This window comes from Microbacterium sp. CH12i (genome assembly GCF_000685355.1).
Lineage (GTDB): Bacteria > Actinomycetota > Actinomycetes > Actinomycetales > Microbacteriaceae > Microbacterium.
Window position 1 is genome coordinate 95,720 of the sequence record NZ_JHET01000004.1, and the last position, 17,629, is coordinate 113,348.

The 17,629-nt window shown below is 64.4% G+C and carries 13 protein-coding genes and 1 pseudogene; 4 read left to right on the forward strand and 10 right to left on the reverse strand.

Annotation, left to right across the window (positions count from 1 at the left end; genetic code table 11):
• The 6 genes and pseudogenes from DC31_RS05505 to DC31_RS17490 form a co-directional block, all read right to left on the reverse strand.
• Complete coding sequence (locus tag DC31_RS05505) at nucleotides 1-405, reverse strand: DUF4233 domain-containing protein (RefSeq protein WP_036278296.1); 405 nt, start codon at nucleotides 403-405, stop codon at nucleotides 1-3.
• A pseudogene (locus DC31_RS05510) lies at nucleotides 402-1,752 on the reverse strand (bifunctional folylpolyglutamate synthase/dihydrofolate synthase). Before DC31_RS05510 ends, DC31_RS05505 begins: the two are co-directional and overlap by 4 nt.
• Nucleotides 1,749-5,138, reverse strand: a complete 3,390-nt coding sequence (ileS, locus tag DC31_RS05515) for an isoleucine--tRNA ligase (RefSeq protein WP_036277920.1) — start codon at nucleotides 5,136-5,138, stop codon at nucleotides 1,749-1,751. Before ileS ends, DC31_RS05510 begins: the two are co-directional and overlap by 4 nt.
• A 352-nt stretch (nucleotides 5,139-5,490) precedes the next feature.
• Complete coding sequence (locus tag DC31_RS05520) at nucleotides 5,491-6,024, reverse strand: endonuclease domain-containing protein (RefSeq protein WP_051606462.1); 534 nt, start codon at nucleotides 6,022-6,024, stop codon at nucleotides 5,491-5,493.
• A gap of 390 nt (nucleotides 6,025-6,414) precedes the next feature.
• On the reverse strand, nucleotides 6,415-6,789 hold the full coding sequence (locus tag DC31_RS05525; protein ID WP_036277923.1) for a hypothetical protein: 375 nt from the start codon (nucleotides 6,787-6,789) through the stop codon (nucleotides 6,415-6,417).
• Entirely contained in the window at nucleotides 6,786-6,950 is a 165-nt protein-coding gene (locus tag DC31_RS17490; protein WP_036277926.1) for a CopG family transcriptional regulator, read from the reverse strand. Before DC31_RS17490 ends, DC31_RS05525 begins: the two co-directional genes overlap by 4 nt.
• Nucleotides 6,951-6,989: 39 nt before the next feature.
• On the opposite strand from DC31_RS17490, the gene DC31_RS05535 reads away from it, so the two are divergent.
• Nucleotides 6,990-7,640, forward strand: a complete 651-nt coding sequence (locus DC31_RS05535; protein ID WP_036277929.1) for a pentapeptide repeat-containing protein — start codon at nucleotides 6,990-6,992, stop codon at nucleotides 7,638-7,640.
• On the opposite strand, the gene DC31_RS05540 is transcribed toward DC31_RS05535, so the two are convergent.
• From DC31_RS05540 to DC31_RS05555, 4 genes are read right to left on the reverse strand one after another with little or no spacing between them, the layout of a single operon-like run.
• Nucleotides 7,641-9,125, reverse strand: a complete 1,485-nt coding sequence (locus tag DC31_RS05540) for a dipeptide ABC transporter ATP-binding protein (protein ID WP_036277932.1) — start codon at nucleotides 9,123-9,125, stop codon at nucleotides 7,641-7,643.
• Nucleotides 9,122-9,934 (reverse strand): ABC transporter permease, encoded by an 813-nt coding sequence (locus tag DC31_RS05545; RefSeq protein ID WP_036277934.1) that lies wholly within the window; start codon nucleotides 9,932-9,934, stop codon nucleotides 9,122-9,124. The genes DC31_RS05540 and DC31_RS05545 overlap by 4 nt, the downstream gene beginning before the upstream one ends.
• The gene (locus DC31_RS05550) at nucleotides 9,931-10,872 is read right to left on the reverse strand and encodes an ABC transporter permease (protein WP_036277937.1); all 942 of its coding nucleotides are present in this window, start codon (nucleotides 10,870-10,872) and stop codon (nucleotides 9,931-9,933) included. The genes DC31_RS05545 and DC31_RS05550 overlap by 4 nt, the downstream gene beginning before the upstream one ends.
• Before the next feature lie 19 nt (nucleotides 10,873-10,891).
• Nucleotides 10,892-12,508, reverse strand: a complete 1,617-nt coding sequence (locus DC31_RS05555) for an ABC transporter substrate-binding protein (protein WP_036277940.1) — start codon at nucleotides 12,506-12,508, stop codon at nucleotides 10,892-10,894.
• A 168-nt stretch (nucleotides 12,509-12,676) separates the two neighbouring features.
• On the opposite strand from DC31_RS05555, the gene valS reads away from it, so the two are divergent.
• From valS to DC31_RS05570, 3 genes are read left to right on the forward strand one after another with little or no spacing between them, the layout of a single operon-like run.
• Entirely contained in the window at nucleotides 12,677-15,283 is a 2,607-nt protein-coding gene (gene valS / locus DC31_RS05560; RefSeq protein WP_036277944.1) for a valine--tRNA ligase, read from the forward strand.
• On the forward strand, nucleotides 15,283-15,498 hold the full coding sequence (locus DC31_RS05565; RefSeq protein ID WP_036277947.1) for a hypothetical protein: 216 nt from the start codon (nucleotides 15,283-15,285) through the stop codon (nucleotides 15,496-15,498). Before valS ends, DC31_RS05565 begins: the two co-directional genes overlap by 1 nt.
• 23 nt (nucleotides 15,499-15,521) lie before the next feature.
• The gene (locus DC31_RS05570) at nucleotides 15,522-17,573 is read left to right on the forward strand and encodes a M3 family metallopeptidase (RefSeq protein WP_036277950.1); all 2,052 of its coding nucleotides are present in this window, start codon (nucleotides 15,522-15,524) and stop codon (nucleotides 17,571-17,573) included.
• Nucleotides 17,574-17,629 lie beyond the last annotated feature (56 nt).

The following is a 17,629-nucleotide window of genomic DNA, read 5'->3' on the forward strand; positions in this document are numbered from 1 at the left end:
TCAATCGCTCTCTGTATGGGTTTCAGTTTCGGAATGAGTGGGGGTCATATCAGCGGGACGTCGTGCGTCCAACCGTGCCCCCATGATCGTCGCATATGCCCACATCCCACCAAAAACCAGCACGACAAGCAGGATGGCAGGAACGAAGAATGCCGACAGCGCGACGATGATCTGCAGCACCCAGCCGGCGCTGATCGCCCAGGGCTTGGTGATCATGCCCGCAACCGCCACCATCGCAAGCGCAACGACGCCACCTCCGACGATCGCCCACCACTGTTCGACACCCGCAGGCAGCGACTTCAGGCCGAAGATCGTGAGTCCGACGAGGAGAACGACGATCGCCTCGAAGCCGAGCACGATCGGAGCAAGCTTCTGTACCAGGGTCCGGGGCGCGCGGGCGCTCATGCCTGCCACCCGGACTTCCAGTCTTCTTCCTCAGCGAGGGCGATCGCCTCTCCGGCGAGCACCACCGACCCCGCGATCACGACGCGCGTCGATCGGAGGATGCGGCCCACTCCCGCGCGGCATCCGCCGCATCGGCGAGTGAGGGGTGCACTGTGGCGCGATGCCCGGAACTTTCGACGAGGTCGGCGATCACATCAGCATCGTTCGCCCGATCGGATGCCGGGGCGGTAGCGAACACGTGGGCAGTGCTCGGCGCGAGCGCCGCGATGATGCCCGCGGCGTCCTTATCGCCAAGGATGCCGAGCACGAGACCCCACTCGTCGAAATCGAGCTGTCGCTCAGTGACTGCGCGAGCGCTTTCGCGCCGTGCGGGTTGTGCGCAGCGTCAACGACCACAGTAGGTGCGATGCCGAGCAGCTGTAGCCGGCCCGGCGATGTCGCCCCCTGCAGCCCATCGGCGACGATGTCGTCGGCAATGCGTTGCGTGCCGGCACCGATGAGCGATTCGACGGCCGCGATGGCCAGGGCCGCGTTGTGGCCCTGGTGGGCACCGTACATGGGCAGGTACTCCTCGACGTACCCGCCAGCGACGCCTCGGATCGTCAGCAGCTGACCGCCCACCGCGAGTTTCTGCTCGGTGAGGCCGAATTCATCGCCCTCAAAAACGATGCTGGCGTGCTTTTCGGCGGCCATTCGACGAAGTACCTCTGCCACCTCTGGCTGCTGCTGGGCAGAGACCACGGCCGCGCCTTCCTTGATGATCCCGGCCTTGACGGTCGCGATCTCCGTAAGCGTGCCGCCGAGGCGATCGGCGTGGTCGATGTCGATAGGTGCGAACACGGCGACGTCGCCATCGGCGGTGTTGGTCGAATCCCACTCGCCGCCCATGCCGACTTCGAGCACGAGGACATCGACCGGAGCATCCGCTGCCGCCACGAAAGCGAGCACGGTGAGCAACTCGAAGAACGTGAGCGGCTCGTCACCGGCGGCGGTAAGTTCTGCGTCGACAATGTCGACGAACGGCTCGATCTCGTCCCAGGCATCAGCGACCTCAGCATCGCCGATCGGCTCGCCGTCGATCATGATCCGCTCGGTGAAGCGCTCGAGGTGCGGGCTGGTGAACAGCCCGGTGCGCAGATCGTGTGCGCGCAGCAGGCTCTCGATCATGCGTGCAGTCGAGGTCTTGCCGTTGGTGCCGGTGATGTGCACGACCCGGTAGGTGCGCTGCGGGTCATCGAGGTACGCGAGGATGCGCGCGGTGCGCTCCTTGCGCGGCTGCACCCAACGCTCCCCTGCCCTGGAAAGCAACGTCTCGTAGACGGCATCGGCGCGACTGCGATCGCTCATGCGTTGATCTCCTCAGTGATGTTCGCGTCAATCGTGACGATGATCGGGGCCTTGCCGGAACCCAGTGCGCGTGCACCACTGATGTGCACCCCATTGCCGGGGCTCTTCACCTCATCGACGATCCGCTCCATCTCTTCGGTCTCCTGCACGGCGAAGGCGATCGCGAGCGTTTCCGAGGCGATCAATTCGCCGTGCGCCTTCAGCGCGGCAGCCTGATCCGGGCCAGCATTGAGCGCGAGAATAATGCGGTCGCTGACCTCGAGAGCGGCGTTCTTGCGCGCCTCCTGCACGACGCGGATCGCATCGCGTGCGATGCCTTCGGCCTCGAGCTCAGGAGTTGTCTCGGTGTCGAGCAGCACGAACCCACCGGTGGGAACGATGGCCAGTGCCTCGCCCTCCGGACGCCCGGTGGTCTCCAGCGCGAGGTCGTATTCGGATGGTTCCAGGGCAATGCCTCCGGCAGTCACAACACCGTCGGTTTCTAACCAGTCGCCGGATTTTGCCGCCTTGATCACGGTCTGGACGTTCTTACCCAGGCGCGGACCAGCGGCTCGGGCGTTGACGCTGAGACGGTGGCTGATGCCGTACTCGCCCGCTGTGGTCTCGGTGAGCGCGACCAGTTCAACCGACTTCACGTTGAGCTCGTCACGCAGGATGTCCTCGAACTGTCCGAGCGATGCGGCCAATGGGGAGACCACCGTAAGACGCGCCAGTGGCAGACGCACGCGCAGCTTCTCTTTCTTGCGCAGCGCATTGCCGACGCTGGAGAGTTCTCGTACGGCATCCATCGCGTCGCGGATGTCGTCGGCAACCGGGAACGCCGAAGCATCCGGCCAATCGGTCAGATGCACGCTGCGTCCACCGGTGAGGCCCTGCCAGACACGCTCGCTGACGAGCGGCACCAGCGGAGCAGCAACACGGCAGAGCGTCTCGAGCACCGTGTACAGCGTGTCGAACGCCTCAGTTCCGCCCTCGGCGCCGACCCAGAAGCGGTCGCGTGAGCGACGGATGTACCAGTTCGTCAGCACCTCAGCGAAGTCGCGCAAGCGCGAGGCAGCTGTCGTCGAATCAAGACCTTCAAGATCGGCCTGCACCTCGCGGACAAGTTCGCCGGTGCGAGCAAGGATGTAGCGGTCAAGGACATCGGTGGAGTCGGTGCGCCAGGTTGCCTCATAGCCGCCGTCGCCTGCCTCACCTGACGCGTTTGCATACGTCGCGAAGAAGTACCACGAGCTCCACAGCGGCAACAGGAATTCGCGCACGCCGGCGCGGATGCCCTCCTCAGTGACAGAGAGGTTTCCGCCGCGCAGCACAGAGCTCGACATGAGGAACCAGCGCATGGCGTCTGATCCGTCACGGTCAAACACTTCGCTGACCGCGGGATAGTTCTGCAGCGACTTCGACATCTTGTATCCGTCGTTACCGAGCACGATGCCGTGGCAGCTCACGCCGGTGAAGGCCGGGCGGTCAAACAGCGCGGTCGACAGTACGTGCATGACGTAGAACCAGCCGCGCGTCTGACCGATGTACTCGACGATGAAGTCGGCTGGCGAGTGCGAGTCGAACCACTCCTGGTTCTCGAACGGATAGTGCACCTGCGCGTAGGGCATCGAGCCAGAGTCGAACCAGACGTCGAAGACGTCCTCGATGCGGCGCATGGTGCTCTTGCCGGTGGGGTCATCCGGGTTCGGGCGCGTCAGGTCGTCGATGTACGGACGGTGCAGGTCAATTTCACCCTCGGGGTTCCGCGGCAGCGTGCCGAAGTCACGTTCCATCTCCGCCAGCGAACCGTAGGCGTCGATGCGCGGGTACTCGGGGTCATCGCTCTTCCAGATCGGGATCGGTGAACCCCAGTAGCGGTTGCGGCTGATCGACCAATCGCGTGCGCCTTCCAGCCACTTGCCGAACTGGCCGTGCTTGACGTTCTCCGGCACCCAGGTGATCTGCTCGTTGTTCGCGAGCATGTCGTCCTTGATGTCCGTCACGCGGATGAACCAGCTCGAAACCGCCTTGTAGATCAGTGGGTTGCGGCAGCGCCAGCAGTGCGGGTAGGAGTGCTCGTAGCTCTGCAGGCGCACGAGCCGGCCGCTCTCGCGGATCAGTCGGACCAGGGGCGTGTTAGCGTCCATCCACAGCTCGCCCGCGACATCCGTCACGTTCGGGAGGAAGCGTCCGCCGTCATCCAGCGACAGGATCGTGGGGATGCCGGCGGCACCTGCGACCCGCTGGTCGTCCTCACCGTAGGCGGGAGCCTGGTGGACGATGCCGGTGCCGTCGGTGATGGTGACGTAGTCGTCGACGAGGATGCGCCAGGCGTTCTCGGTGCCGTAGGTCTCTTCGTCGGCGTAGTAGTCGAAGATGCGGTCGTAGGTGACGTCCTGGAGTGCGGAGCCCAGGTGCGTCGCCTCGACGGCGGAGAGGGCATCCTCTGCGCTCTCATAACCGAGGTCCTTCGCGTAGCCGCCGACGAGTTCACGCGCGAGCAGGTAGCGATGAGCGGATGCCTCGACCGCAGCATCCTCGCTGCCAGCGATCTGGTGCACGTCGGCTGCGCCCGCGGGCCCTGCGGGAAGAACGACGTACTCGATCTCGGGTCCCACGGCGAGCGCGAGGTTCGTCGGGAGAGTCCAGGGTGTTGTCGTCCACGCCAGCGCACGGACCGCGGTGAGGCCGAGGGATTCGGCCTTCGCGCCGGTGAGCGGGAAAGTGACGGTCACCGAGGGATCCTGACGCATCTGGTAGACGTCATCGTCCATGCGCAGCTCATGGGCGCTGAGCGGGGTCTCGTCGCGCCAACAGTACGGCAGCACGCGGTAGCCCTCGTACGCGAGCTCCTTGTCGTACAGCGTCTTGAATGCCCAGAGCACGCTCTCCATGTAGCCGAGGTCGAGCGTCTTGTAGCCGCGCTCGAAGTCAACCCAGCGTGCTTGGCGGGTCACGTACTCCTGCCACTCGTCGGTGTACGCGAGGACCGATTGACGCGCCTTGGCGTTGAATGTGTCGACGCCCATGGCTTCGATCTCGGCCTTCTCGGTGATCCCGAGCTGCTTCATCGCTTCAAGCTCTGCCGGCAGACCGTGGGTGTCCCAGCCGAAGACGCGGTCGACCTTCTTGCCGAGCATCGTCTGGAACCGCGGGAAAAGGTCCTTGGCGTAACCGGTGAGCAGGTGGCCATAGTGCGGCAGGCCATTGGCAAACGGAGGCCCATCGTAGAAGACCCACTCCTCAGCGCCCTCTCGCTGAGCGATGGAGGCGCGGAAGGTGTCATCACTCTTCCAGAAGTCGAGGACCTCTTGCTCGATCTCCGGGAAGCGCGGGCTGGCGACGGGACCCTGTCGAGGGGCGTCAGCAGCGGGGCCGAAGGCGGAGGGGCGCGGATAGGTCATGTCGTCTCGCAGTGCTCGTGGCGGATGCTTCTGCAAGGACGACCCTCGCGGACCGCGGTACCACCTCGCGTGCTGCGCCTCTCGGCGCTGCCACTCTCACTGCGGCGATAACGGGCCTGCCCCGCTCGGTTCTAGTTGCTCCGCCCCCTTGAGCCTGTCGAAGGGTCGAAGCGTTCTTCCGAGAGCTCCCCGGTGATAGCCGGATCAAAGCGTGTGTTCCCAGTGTACGCGGGTTGCTGCCTGGTGTGCGCCGTGCAGGAACTTCGCAGAACTGCACTGATTTCGCACGTTCTAGGCGAGTTCCTGCGGAATTGCTGCAGTTCTGCGAGATTCGCGCGGGCGGATGCTGGAGTTAGGCCTGCCGACGCGGCGCAAGGTGCAGGCCCTGCGCGACTGCGCGCATGATGAGGTCCTGGATCATGGGCCAGTCCTCCATCATCTGCTGATAGCTGATCCGGATGACGTGGTAACCCATCAGCTTGAGTTCCGCATCATGTCGAATATCTTCGCTTCGTTGTGCTCCGACGTGAGTCGCACCATCAATCTGGAGTACCAGTCGATCCCCGATGAGCGCGTCGACACGATGGCCAGCGATCCAGGTCTGGATGTAGATCGAGAGCTTGAGCCACCGCAGACGTACGCGAAGATAGGTCTCGAGTCCAGCATTCGCGAACGGCTGGGCCTCGGCAAGGATTCGCCGGGCCGCGGGGCGCAGAGGCAGCCTCGCCATTGCGTCAAGGGGGATGAGTTGCCTGTTGAACGCGGACTCCCAGGTCGCGAGTGCCTGTTCGAAGGGCTCGCAGTCAGCGACGATAGCGAGCACGTTCTCTATCGGATCTTCCAGGACCCCGGCTTCACGCGGTACCAGTGGCTTCGACCAGTGCACGCGAATACTCTCTGGTTTACCGCCGGCGCGCCCGGTGTGGCCGCAACATGAATGCCAGGCTTCTGCTCGTGCACCCACAGCTCGAGACGACGAGCCTGGGTGATTCGCCAGCGTCGCTGACTGCACTACCCCACCGTGCGCGGCTAACTCGAGCTCAATCGGCCGTTGGAATTGTGGATGCATGAGCAAGAGAGTGCCACCGCAACCGTGCGCACTCGGCACTCAAACACACGAGCTGTGTATAGCTCCGTGGCGCGGCAATTTGTGCAGAGGGACTCATGCCTTAGCATCCGTCGTCGCACATCTCGCAGGACCGCAGGAATCTCGCACGAACTGGGCGAATTTCTGCGAGATTCCTGTGGTTCTGCAAAATTGGTGCGGCGGCGATGTTCAGCCGACGCGGTGGTAACCGTGCAAATCGTCCTGAGTGCCGTTGACCCAGATCTCGTCGCCACCATCAGGGTCGGGGACGCGGATCGTGCGGGCGAATGCCTCATCGACGACGGATGCTTCGAATCCGGCATCCCGCAACCCCGAAGCCAGCGCGTCGAGGTCACCGCGAGCTTCAAACGACAGCCCGATGCGCGCGTCGCCGCTGTGCAGCCCCACCGATCCCCTCGCCCCGTGCACGGCCAACACACCATCAGCGTGAAACTCGCCCCACTCTGGCGACGGCGGGTAGGGCGCCACAAATCCCAGGACCTCGGCGAGCACCCACCAGCGTTCGGGCCGCTCGGTGTAGACAATCTGCTGAACGACAGTCATGACTCTTCCCCCACATATCCGCGAAGCGCACCCTCGACAAGCGCCGACAGGCTCACACCGTCATCGATCGATCGGTGCTTGACCGCACGAACGAGATCCGGCGGCAGGTAGACGTTGAACTGCACCTTCTTCTCCGAGACGTCCGCATCATTTGCTTGCATGCTAGCAACATAGCATACGTGGTCAGATACTCTGAAGTGGTGGCTCGCAATTCTGATTCCCCCGTCGCTCCTCGCGTCTCCATCCCCGATATTCCGCCTCATCTCACCGCAGCAGAACCGAGCCGCAGCGCCGACCTGCTGGCCGCACGACTCGAGCTCGTAGGCACCGTCGATCTCGCCTACGCCTCACTCGAGCAGTGCGTGATCTCTGCCGCTGCTGACCGCATCGACCTCACCGGTGCCACGATCCTCGATGTCGATGTCACCGAAATCCGTGCCGCGTCGGTGAGCATGCGGGATGCCAGCATCCGTCGCATGCGCATCACCGGCGGCCGCATCGGCACACTTGACCTCAGCGGCACCCGCATCTCTGAGCTGGAGCTGCGCGACGTACGGATCGATTATCTGAGCCTGGCCGGCGCGAAAGGCACAGACATCCTGATCGTGGAATCCACGATTAAGGCTCTAGACATGCCACAAGCCCAACTCACCCGTGTCGGCTTCGTGAATTGCCGCAGCGACGAGGTTGACACTCAAGGCATGCGTGCCGCCAACGTCGACTTCCGCGGCCTCGAGGCAGACGCGTTCATGGACACGAACAGCCTGCGCGGGACGACGCTGACCACCTTTCAGATCCAACAGCTCGCACCGACGATCGCCGCCGGGCTGGGTATTCAGATCAAGGACTGATCAGCGCCCGGCTGCGAGCAATTCCATGGTGAACGGATGCTGCGGCGCAGCGAACACGTCTGCTACCGGCCCCTGCTCGACGACAACCCCGTCCTGCATGACCAGCACCTCATCGGCAACCGCCGCGACCACATCGAGGTCGTGCGAGACGAAGATGATGGAGAGATCCCGCTCTTTCTGCAGGTGAAGCAGTAGCTGCAGCACCTTCTCGCGCACCGACGGGTCCAGCGCCGAAACGGGCTCATCCAGCACCAGCACTTGAGGCTCCGCGGCGAGCGCGCGGGCAATAGCCGCCCGCTGGCGCTGCCCGCCTGACAGTTGCGCAGGCCTTCTACGTGCAAGCTCCGGTGCGAGATCCACTTCTTCCATCAGCTGTGTCACACGCCCAGACCGTGCGGAGCGCGGCACGCCTCCGGCCGCCAACGCCTCGCGCAACGACCTGCTGATCGTCCATCGTGGGTCGAACGCGCCGAGTGGGTTCTGATGTACGAGCTGCACACGGTGTGCACCGTGCCAACGGAGGCTCCCGGCATCCAGCGCTTCGACGCCCACGATCATGCGCGCGAGAGTGGTCTTCCCTGACCCCGACTCCCCCACAATCCCGAGGGTCTGTCCCTTCAGCAGCGTGAAAGACGCATCGACCACCGCTGGCACCGCAGAGAACGACTTCGACACCGAGAGACCGGTGAGCACAGGCTCCCTGAGCCCATCCCATTCCGCGCGCGGTTCATGCCGAGTGGCGGCCACGAGCTGCCGGGTGTACGCGTGCTGAGGAGCATCCAACATCTCAGCGACGGTCCCCTGTTCGATCACGCGTCCCGCCCGCATAACCAGCACGCGATCGGCAACCCGGCGCACGGCGGCGAAGTCATGGCTGATGAAGACCACTGCGGTGCCGGCATCCGCGACATCACGTAACAGTGCCAGCACACGCGCCTGCACCGTCGCATCCAGAGCTGTCGTCGGCTCATCGGCAACCAGCACCGCAGGGTCTCCGGCGAGCGCAGAGGCAATCAGCGCCCGCTGACGAAGTCCGCCGCTGAGTTCATGCGGATACTGCCGAACCCGCACCTCCGGCAACGGCATCGCCACATCCGACAGCAGCTCAACGGCCCGCTCACGACGCTCGACCCGACTCAAGTCCGTGTGAATCGCCAGCGGCTCGGCGACCTCAGCCCCGATCCGGCGAAGCGGGTCGAGAGACACCAGTGCATCCTGCGAGACGAGCCCGATCCGGTTACCGCGCAGTCCGCGCCACTGAGCGTCAGAGAATCCCCGGGCATCGACGCCGTCTACAACCAGCACCTCGGCCGAGACCACGCCGGGGGCGAGCCCCAGAAGCGCTGCAGCCGTAAGCGACTTACCCGCACCAGACTCACCGACGATCGCCAGGCACTCGCCGGGAGCAACCTCGAAGGAGACGCCGTCGACCAGCAGATGCCCATCGATCGAGACAGACAGAGCCGACACCTGCACCACGCTCATGCGGCCCTCCCCTCAGCCCTGGCGCGCAGCATCCGGCCGACGATCGTCGCCGACACCACTGTCAGCGTGATCGCGATACCGGGGAAGACGGCAATCCACCACGCCTGCGCGAGCACGTTGCGCCCGCCGGAGAGCATCAGACCCCACTCGGGCACAGGCTCGATCGGTCCGAGTCCGAGAAAACTGAGGCCTGCGGCTGCCAGGATGCTCGAGCCAATCCCGATCGTCGCCAGCACACTCAACGACCCGAGTACCCCGGGGACCACGTGCCGCGAGAACGCAGGGAGAGGACGCACACCCAGGATGCGGGCGGCTTCCACGTGTTCGGCAAGCGCAAGCGTGCGCGTCTGCACACGGGCGAGGCGGATGTACACCGGCACCGCAGCAATCGTCACGGCGATGGCGACATTCGCAGGGCCGGGGCCGAGCATCGCGACAACCACCAGGGCGACGAGAAACTCCGGGAATGCCATCAGCACGTCGGTGATGCGCATCGCCGTGGCATCCACTGCCCGAGGCGCCACCGCAGAGAGCGAACCAACGACGAGCCCGATCGCCAGAGCGAGCCCGGTAGCGAGCAGCCCGATGCCGACCGAACGCCCTGCGCCGTAGACCACCCGGGAGAACACGTCTCGACCACTCTGATCCGTGCCGAACAGGTGTGCAGCGCTCGGTGCTTCCAGCGCCGCACGCACATCGGTGCGCAGCGGATCGTGCGTCGCAATCACCTGCGGCAGCAGCGCCATTACCGCCACCACCGCCAGCACGACAAGCGCGGCCCCGAGCAACACCCGCTGAGAGGTCTTCATGCGCGCACCTCTCGTCGCCGACGCTGCCGAGGATCAAGCAGGGGGTACAGCAGTTCGACGAGGAGGTTCACCACAACGAAGACAAGAGCGCTGAGCAGGATGATGCCGGTGATCACCGGCAAGTCGCGATCAGAGATGGCTGCCAACGTCACGCGTCCCAGCCCTGGCCGGGCAAACACGGTTTCGACGAGCACCGCTCCGCCGAGCAACGAGCCGATGAGATACGCCGTGAGGGTCAGAGCGTTTGCCGCCCCATGGCGCAGAGTGTGATGCGCCGTCAGCCGCACCTGTCCCGCACCGCGAGCCCGCACTGTCGTCGCGAACGGCTGGCGCTCGGCCGCTTCGATCCCATCGCGCAGCACTTGTCCGAGGAGGGCTGCGACCGGCAGCGCCAGCGTCACCGCAGGCAACACGATGGTCGCCGGGTTTCGTGTACCCGACACCGGGAACCACCCCAGACCGAACGCGAAGACGCTGAGCAGCAGGAGGCCGATCCAGAACACGGGCGATGACAGCACGATCAACTCGATGCCGGCGACGATCCCTCGCGACACCTTCCCGCGCACGAACAGCGCCACTGCGAGAGCCAGCACAACGGCGATCACGAGAGCGAGCGCCGTCAGCTGCAGCGTCGACCCCAGCTGACGCCCGATCACCTCGGTCACCGGCATCCGCAACTGGTACGACTCCCCCAGGTTTCCCTGCACAAGCTGTCCGAGATACGTCAGATACTGCTCCAGCGGCGGACGGTCAAGTCCGAGCTCCGCGCGGATGCCTTCTTTGACCGCCTCACTGACCTGTGCCTGCGGGCCGAGCATGACCGAGACAGGGTCGCCCGGGATGACACGAAACGCGAGGAACGCCAGCGTCGCCGCGCCCCACAGGACGATGACGACGGATGCCGCGAGCCCCGCTATCCGCGTGAGGGTGGCTCTCACCGCTCCCCCTTCGCAGAGATCAGTCGACCGTGACCGTGTAGAACAGCGGCCGTCCGTACAGATCGTAGGTCAGGCCGTCGATGTTGTCGTTCACGGCGGTGATCAACGAGGGGCTGTAGAGCGGCACGATTGCGGTGTACTCCGCGTTCCACTGCTGCAGCTTCTTGTAAACGTCGTCGCGGGCGGCCTGATCGGTCGTTGCGATGCCCTCTTCCAGCAGCGCGTCGACCTCGGGGTTACTGACCTGCGAAGCATTCTGGAATCCATCGGTGTGCAGGTGGCTACGCAGCAGGTCGCCGTCAACGCCGGAGAAGCCCCAGTCGGTGAGGTCGAAGGTCTTCGGGCCGTACTGTTCGTTGTAGGCGCCGGGCTCCAGCACCTCACGCTTGACCTCGAAACCGATGTCGGCGAGGTCAGACTGAATCGCGTTGCCCAGCGCTGCATTGTCATCGGGAACCGGCGTCCAGGCGATCCACCGCACGGACAGACGCTTGCCATCCTTCATGCGGATGCCGTCGGTGTCGCGCTCGGTCCAGCCTGCTTCATCGAGCAGCTGGTTCGCGGCATCCTGGTCGAAGGGCCATGAGCCCTCCAGCGAAGCGTCGTAGCCGGGTGTGGTCGATCCGAGGATGCTCCATGCCCGCGGGAACTGGCCGAAGAAGATCTCTTCCACCGCGGCGTCGATGTCAATGCCGCGTGCGAATGCCTGGCGCACCTTCTCGTCCGCGAAGACGCCGTACTTCTCGTTCAGGTATAGCGAGTACGGCAGACCCGGGTACTCGTTTGAGTCGACCTTGAGAGTGTCGGGCAGCGTCGAGGCGAGGTTCGGCGGAATGTTGCTGGCAAGGTCAGCTTCGCTGCTCTCCACGACACCGGCGCGCACTGATGCTTCGGGAAGGATTTCTACCCGCAGCGTCTCGAACTTCGCTGCCTCCGCACCATCCGGCCCCCACTTGTAGTCCGGGTTGCGGGTGTAGACGATCTCCTGATCGGGGGTGTATTCGGTGAGCTCGAAGGGGCCGGTGCCGACGTTGATGCCGGGACCGCCTGCCTTCAGCTGGTCGGCGGAGCTTTCGAGAACGGCCGGCGAGTAGAAGCCAAGTAGCGCGGTGCTCGCGGCCTGCAAGAACGGCGCGTACGGCTGTGAGAAATCGACCTTGACGGTGTAGTCATCGAGAACTTCGGTGCCAGCGTAGAAATCGCCACCGAGCATGCTGGCAGCCTGCGCAGATGCCGTCTCTGGATCAGCGATGCGATCGAAGTTCACCTTCACCGCTTCAGCATTGAATGGCTCACCATCGGTGAAGGTCACGTCATCGCGCAGCGTGAACGTGTAGCTCGTGGCATCCTCTGAGATCGTCCACTCGGTGGCCAACCACGGCGAGAACGACCCATCTGCCTCTTGGAAGACGAGCGAGTCGAGCACGACGCGTTGCACCATGCTCGACACGTCAAGCTGGCTCGTCTGCGGGTCCATGTGACCGGCAGAGAGGTTTGCACCTTCGATCGCCCAGACGACCTCACCTCCGCCTGCTGCATTCTCGTCGGTGGGTCCGGCGCAGGCGCTGAGTGTCAGAGCGGCGACCGCTGCGAGCGCGGCAATGGGCAGAATACGACGCACGAGCGGAGTGGGCATGCGAGTCCTCAGAAAAGTGAACGGGGGTCGATCAAGTCTAGCCGGGGTTTTTAGACTGGGTCGATCTACGCCCGGCTCTCTTGTGTTCGCGCTTCGCTAGACTGGTCAGCACACCCCACACTCAGGCACGCTCACACAGTGCCGCATACATCGCGCAAGGAGACCTTTATGGCCGCGTCCGAACTGAATCAGATTCCTGACAAGCCCGTACTCGAAGGTCTCGAAGCGAAGTGGGACGGCACGTGGGCAGAGCAGGGCACGTATCTGTTCGATCGCGTCCGCGCAGCGGAAATCGGCCGCGAAGGCGTCTACTCGATCGACACCCCTCCGCCCACGGCATCCGGCTCGCTGCACATCGGCCACGTGTTCTCATACACGCACACCGACGTGAAGGCTCGCTACGAGCGCATGCGCGGCAAGAATGTCTTCTACCCGATCGGGTGGGATGACAACGGCCTGCCGACTGAGCGCCGGGTGCAGAACTATTACGGCGTGCGGTGCGATCCGACACTCCCCTACGATTCCGATTTCACGCCTCCGTTCCAGGGCGATGCGAAGAGCCTGAAGGCCGCCGACCAGCAGCCGGTGAGCCGTCGTAACTTCATCGAGCTGTGCGAGCGCCTCACGCTTGAAGACGAGAAGCAGTTCGAAGATGTCTTCCGCCAGCTGGGACTCAGCGTGGACTGGACACAGACGTACCGCACGATCTCGAACGACTCGATCCGTCAGAGCCAGCTCGGGTTCATCCGCAACCACGAGCGCGGCGAGGCATACCAGGCGCTTGCGCCGACCCTGTGGGATGTCGACTTCCGCTCGGCGATCGCCCAGGCAGAGCTTGAAGACCGCGACCAGCAGGCCTCCTACCACCGCATCGCGTTCCACAAGACAGACGGCTCCGGCGACATCCACATCGAGACGACGCGTCCCGAACTGCTCGCCGCCTGTGTCGCGCTGGTCGCTCACCCCGACGATGAGCGCTACCAGCCGTACTTCGGCTCCACCGTGCGCACACCGCTGTTTGATGTTGAAGTGCCCGTGCTCGCGCACCACCTCGCCCAGCAGGACAAGGGCTCCGGCATCGCGATGGTCTGCACCTTCGGTGACGTCACCGACATGATCTGGTGGCGCGAACTCGATCTGCCGATCCGTGCAATTCTGGGCCTCGATGGCCGGGTGGTCGCTGACGCTCCTGAGGCGATCACTTCGGATGCCGGAACCGCTGCCTACGCAGAGATCGCAGGCAAGACCGTCTTCAGCGCCCGCAAGCGCCTCGTGGAGCTGCTGGAAGAATCCGGCGAGCTGCTCGAAGTCTCCAAGCCCTTCAACCACGCAGTGAAGTTCTTCGAGAAGGGCGACCGCCCGCTCGAGATCGTCTCGACGCGTCAGTGGTACATCCGCAATGGCGCACGCGACGAGAACTTGCGCGCGCAGCTCATCGAACACGGCCGCGAACTGCAGTGGCACCCTGACTTCATGCGCGTGCGCTACGAGAACTGGGTCGGTGGCCTGACCGGCGACTGGCTCGTCTCGCGTCAGCGCTTCTTCGGTGTGCCGCTGCCAGTCTGGTACGGACTCGACGAGAACGGCGAACGCGACTACGACCGCGTGCTGATGCCATCCGTCGATCTTCTGCCGATCGACCCGACGAGCGACGTTCCCGCCGGCTATACCGAAGCTCAGCGCGGTGTCGCAGGCGGCTTCGAGGCCGAAACAGACATCCTCGACACCTGGGCGACCTCCTCGCTCACCCCGCAGCTCGCCGGTGGCTGGCAGCGGGATGAAGAGCTCTGGAACCTCGTCGCCCCGTTCGACGTGCGCCCACAGGCTCAGGACATCATTCGCACCTGGCTCTTCTCGACCATGCTGCGCTCGACGCTCGAAGACGGCCGCTCGCCGTGGAAGCACGCGTCGATCTCCGGCTTCATCGTCGACCCAGACCGCAAGAAGATGTCCAAGTCGAAGGGCAATGTGGTCACCCCGGCCGACATTCTCGAGAAGCACGGTTCGGATGCTGTGCGCTACTGGGCGGCCTCCAGCCGCCTCGGCGTTGACGCGGCGTTTGACCCGCAGAATCCGACGCAGATGAAGATCGGCCGTCGCCTCGCGATCAAGGTGCTGAACGCCGCGAAGTTCGTGCTGTCGTTCCCTGTACCTGAGGGTGCGCAGGTGACACACGCGGTGGATGCCTCGATGCTCGCCACTCTCGACGAGGTCGTTCGTGAGACCTCGAAGGCCTATGACGCCTTCGACCACGCCCGGGCACTCGAGATCACCGAGTCGTTCTTCTGGACGTTCTGCGACGACTACCTCGAACTCGTCAAGGAGCGCGCGTACGACCAGACCGACGTCGGCCAGCCCTCTGCGGCGCTCGCTCTGCGGATTGCGCTTTCGACGCTGCTGCGCCTGCTCGCTCCGGTCGTGTCCTTTGCGACTGAGGAAGCTTGGTCGTGGTTTGAAGAAGGATCGATTCACACCGCCGCGTGGCCTGAGCCGCTGGCTCCTTTGTCCCCTGAGCTGGTCGAAGGGAATCCCGCAGTGCTCACCGCTGCCAGCGCTGCGCTGATCGGCATCCGTCGCGCGAAGACCGAGGCGAAGGCCTCGCAGAAGACGCCGGTGACGCGTGCGGTGATCGCGGCTCCTGCCGAGACGCTTGAGGCTATTCGTGCAGCGGCCGGCGACTTGCGGGCCGTTGGCCGCATCGCTGAGCTGGAGTTCGTGGAGGGCCCCGAGCTCGCCGTCATCGAGATCGAACTGACTCCCGCCGAGGAGAACTGATGCAGCTGGGTACGCGTTGGGCGGCGGGGGCGGATGCTCCGGCATCCGTTCCCGCCGTCCTGCGTCCCGCGATTGCGGAAGTTGAGGCTCGGGGGCTTGAGGGATTCTGGACTCTCACCTGGCTGGAGGGGCGGCCGATCGCCGAGCTGGATGCCGGGTGGGAAGTCTTCGTGACCGCCGCCGGCGATGTGGTTGCGCGCGAGTTCCAGGACTGAGTTGCGCGCCGTAGGCTCGTTTCATGACCGATGCCGCGAATCCGCTCCTGACGCCATCCGCTCTCCCCTATGCGCTTCCGGACTACGCCGCGATCCGTCCCGAGCATTACCTGCCGGCGTTTCAGGCGGCGTTCGAGGAGCATCTCGCGGAGATCCGCCGCCTCACGCTGGTGCGCTCGATGCCTACTTTCGAGAACACCATGGTGCCGCTGGAGATCGCCGGCGCCATGCTCGAACGCGTCGCCCACGCCTTCTACACGGTGAGCTCAGCGGATGCTACGCCGGAGATCCAGGCGATCGATGAGGAGCTCGCTCCCCTCATGGCCGCGCACGATGATGCCATCCGACTCGACTCGCAGCTGTACTGGCGGATCAAGACTCTGCATGAACAGCTCGATCAGCTCGGGCTGGATGGTGAAAGCCGCTACCTGGTGGAGCGGCACTTCCGCGAGATGACGCACGCCGGCGCCGCGCTGGATGACGAGGCGAAGGCACAGCTCACTGCCCTAAACCTGCAGCTGTCGACGTTGACGACGACATTCGAGCGAAACCTGCTCGCGGATACGAACGAACTCGCTGTCCTCTTCGAGAGCGCCGAAGAGCTTGATGGACTCACTGACGGAGAGCTCTCGGCTGCGGCACGATCGGCGAGTGAGCACGGCGATGAGGGCGGTTTTCTGATCTCGCTCCCGCTGTTCACAGGGCATCCGTACCTCGCATCGCTGACGAACCGCGAGAGCCGCCGCCGCATCATGGCGGCTTCACAGTCCCGCGCCGCGCGCGGTAACGCCCACGACAACCGCGCAGTGCTCACAGAGATCGTCGCATTGCGCGCCGAGCGCGCGGCGCTCCTCGGCTATCCCTCACACGCCGCCTATGTCACGGCCGACGAGACCGCCGGCACACCTGAAGCAGTCTCGGACCTATTGCACCGGTTGGCGCCGGCCGCGGCATCCAATGCTCGTGAAGAGCAAGCAGCGCTGCAGGCCATCATCGACGAGACCGAGTCTGAGCCAATCACGCTGGAAGCGCACGACTGGGCGTTCTACACCGAGAAGGTGCGCACCGCGAAGTACGACATCGACACAGCGGCGCTTCGACCCTGGTTCGAAGCCGAACGAGTGCTACAGGACGGCGTGTTCTTCGCCGCAACTCAGCTGTACGGCGTGACCTTCACCGAACGCGACGACCTCGTCGCGTACCACGCCGGTGCGCGCGTCTTCGAGGTGAGCAACCCCGGTGGGAGCCCGCTCGGGCTCTACATCCTCGACCTCTACACGCGCGATTCTAAGCGCGGCGGAGCATGGATGAATGCGATCGTCAGTCAGTCCGCATTGCGCGGCACCGCGCCAGTCGTCGTCAACAACCTCAACGTCTCGAAGCCCGGCGACGGCCAGCCGACGCTGCTCACGATCGACGAAGTCACGACGCTGTTCCACGAGTTCGGTCACGCTCTGCATGGACTATTCGCAACGGTCAATTATCCACATTTCGCTGGCACCAACGTGTTCCGAGACTTCGTGGAGTTCCCGAGCCAAGTGAACGAGATGTGGATTCTGTGGCCTGAGGTGCTCGACAATTACGCCCGCCACTTCGAGACGGGTGAGCCGCTGGATGCTGCGATCGTCGAACGACTGCGCTCGACGGAGACCTTCAACCAGGGCGACGACACGAGCGAGTATTTGGCGGCCGCGTGGCTCGATCAGGCCTGGCACCGGGTCGGGGCCGGTTCGACGGTCGAGGATGTCGCGTCGTTCGAGGCTGCGGCACTGGCAGAGATCGGCCTGGACAACCCGGTCGTTCCGACTCGCTACTCCTCGACGTACTTCGCGCATGTCTTCTCTGGCGGCTACAGCGCCGGGTACTACTCGTACATCTGGAGCGAAGTGCTCGACGCCGACACCGTCGACTGGTTCCGCGCGAGCGGTGGCCTCACCCGTGAGAACGGCGACCGCTTCCGCGCGCGCCTGCTCGGAGTCGGCGGATCTAAGGACCCGCTGGAGGCGTACCGCGACTTCCGTGGCCGCAACGCCGAGATCGCTCCACTGCTGAAACGGCGCGGGTTGGGCAGTTGAGCCATGACTCCCCCCATTTTGATATCATGCTTCTATATTGATATCAGGAGGTGATG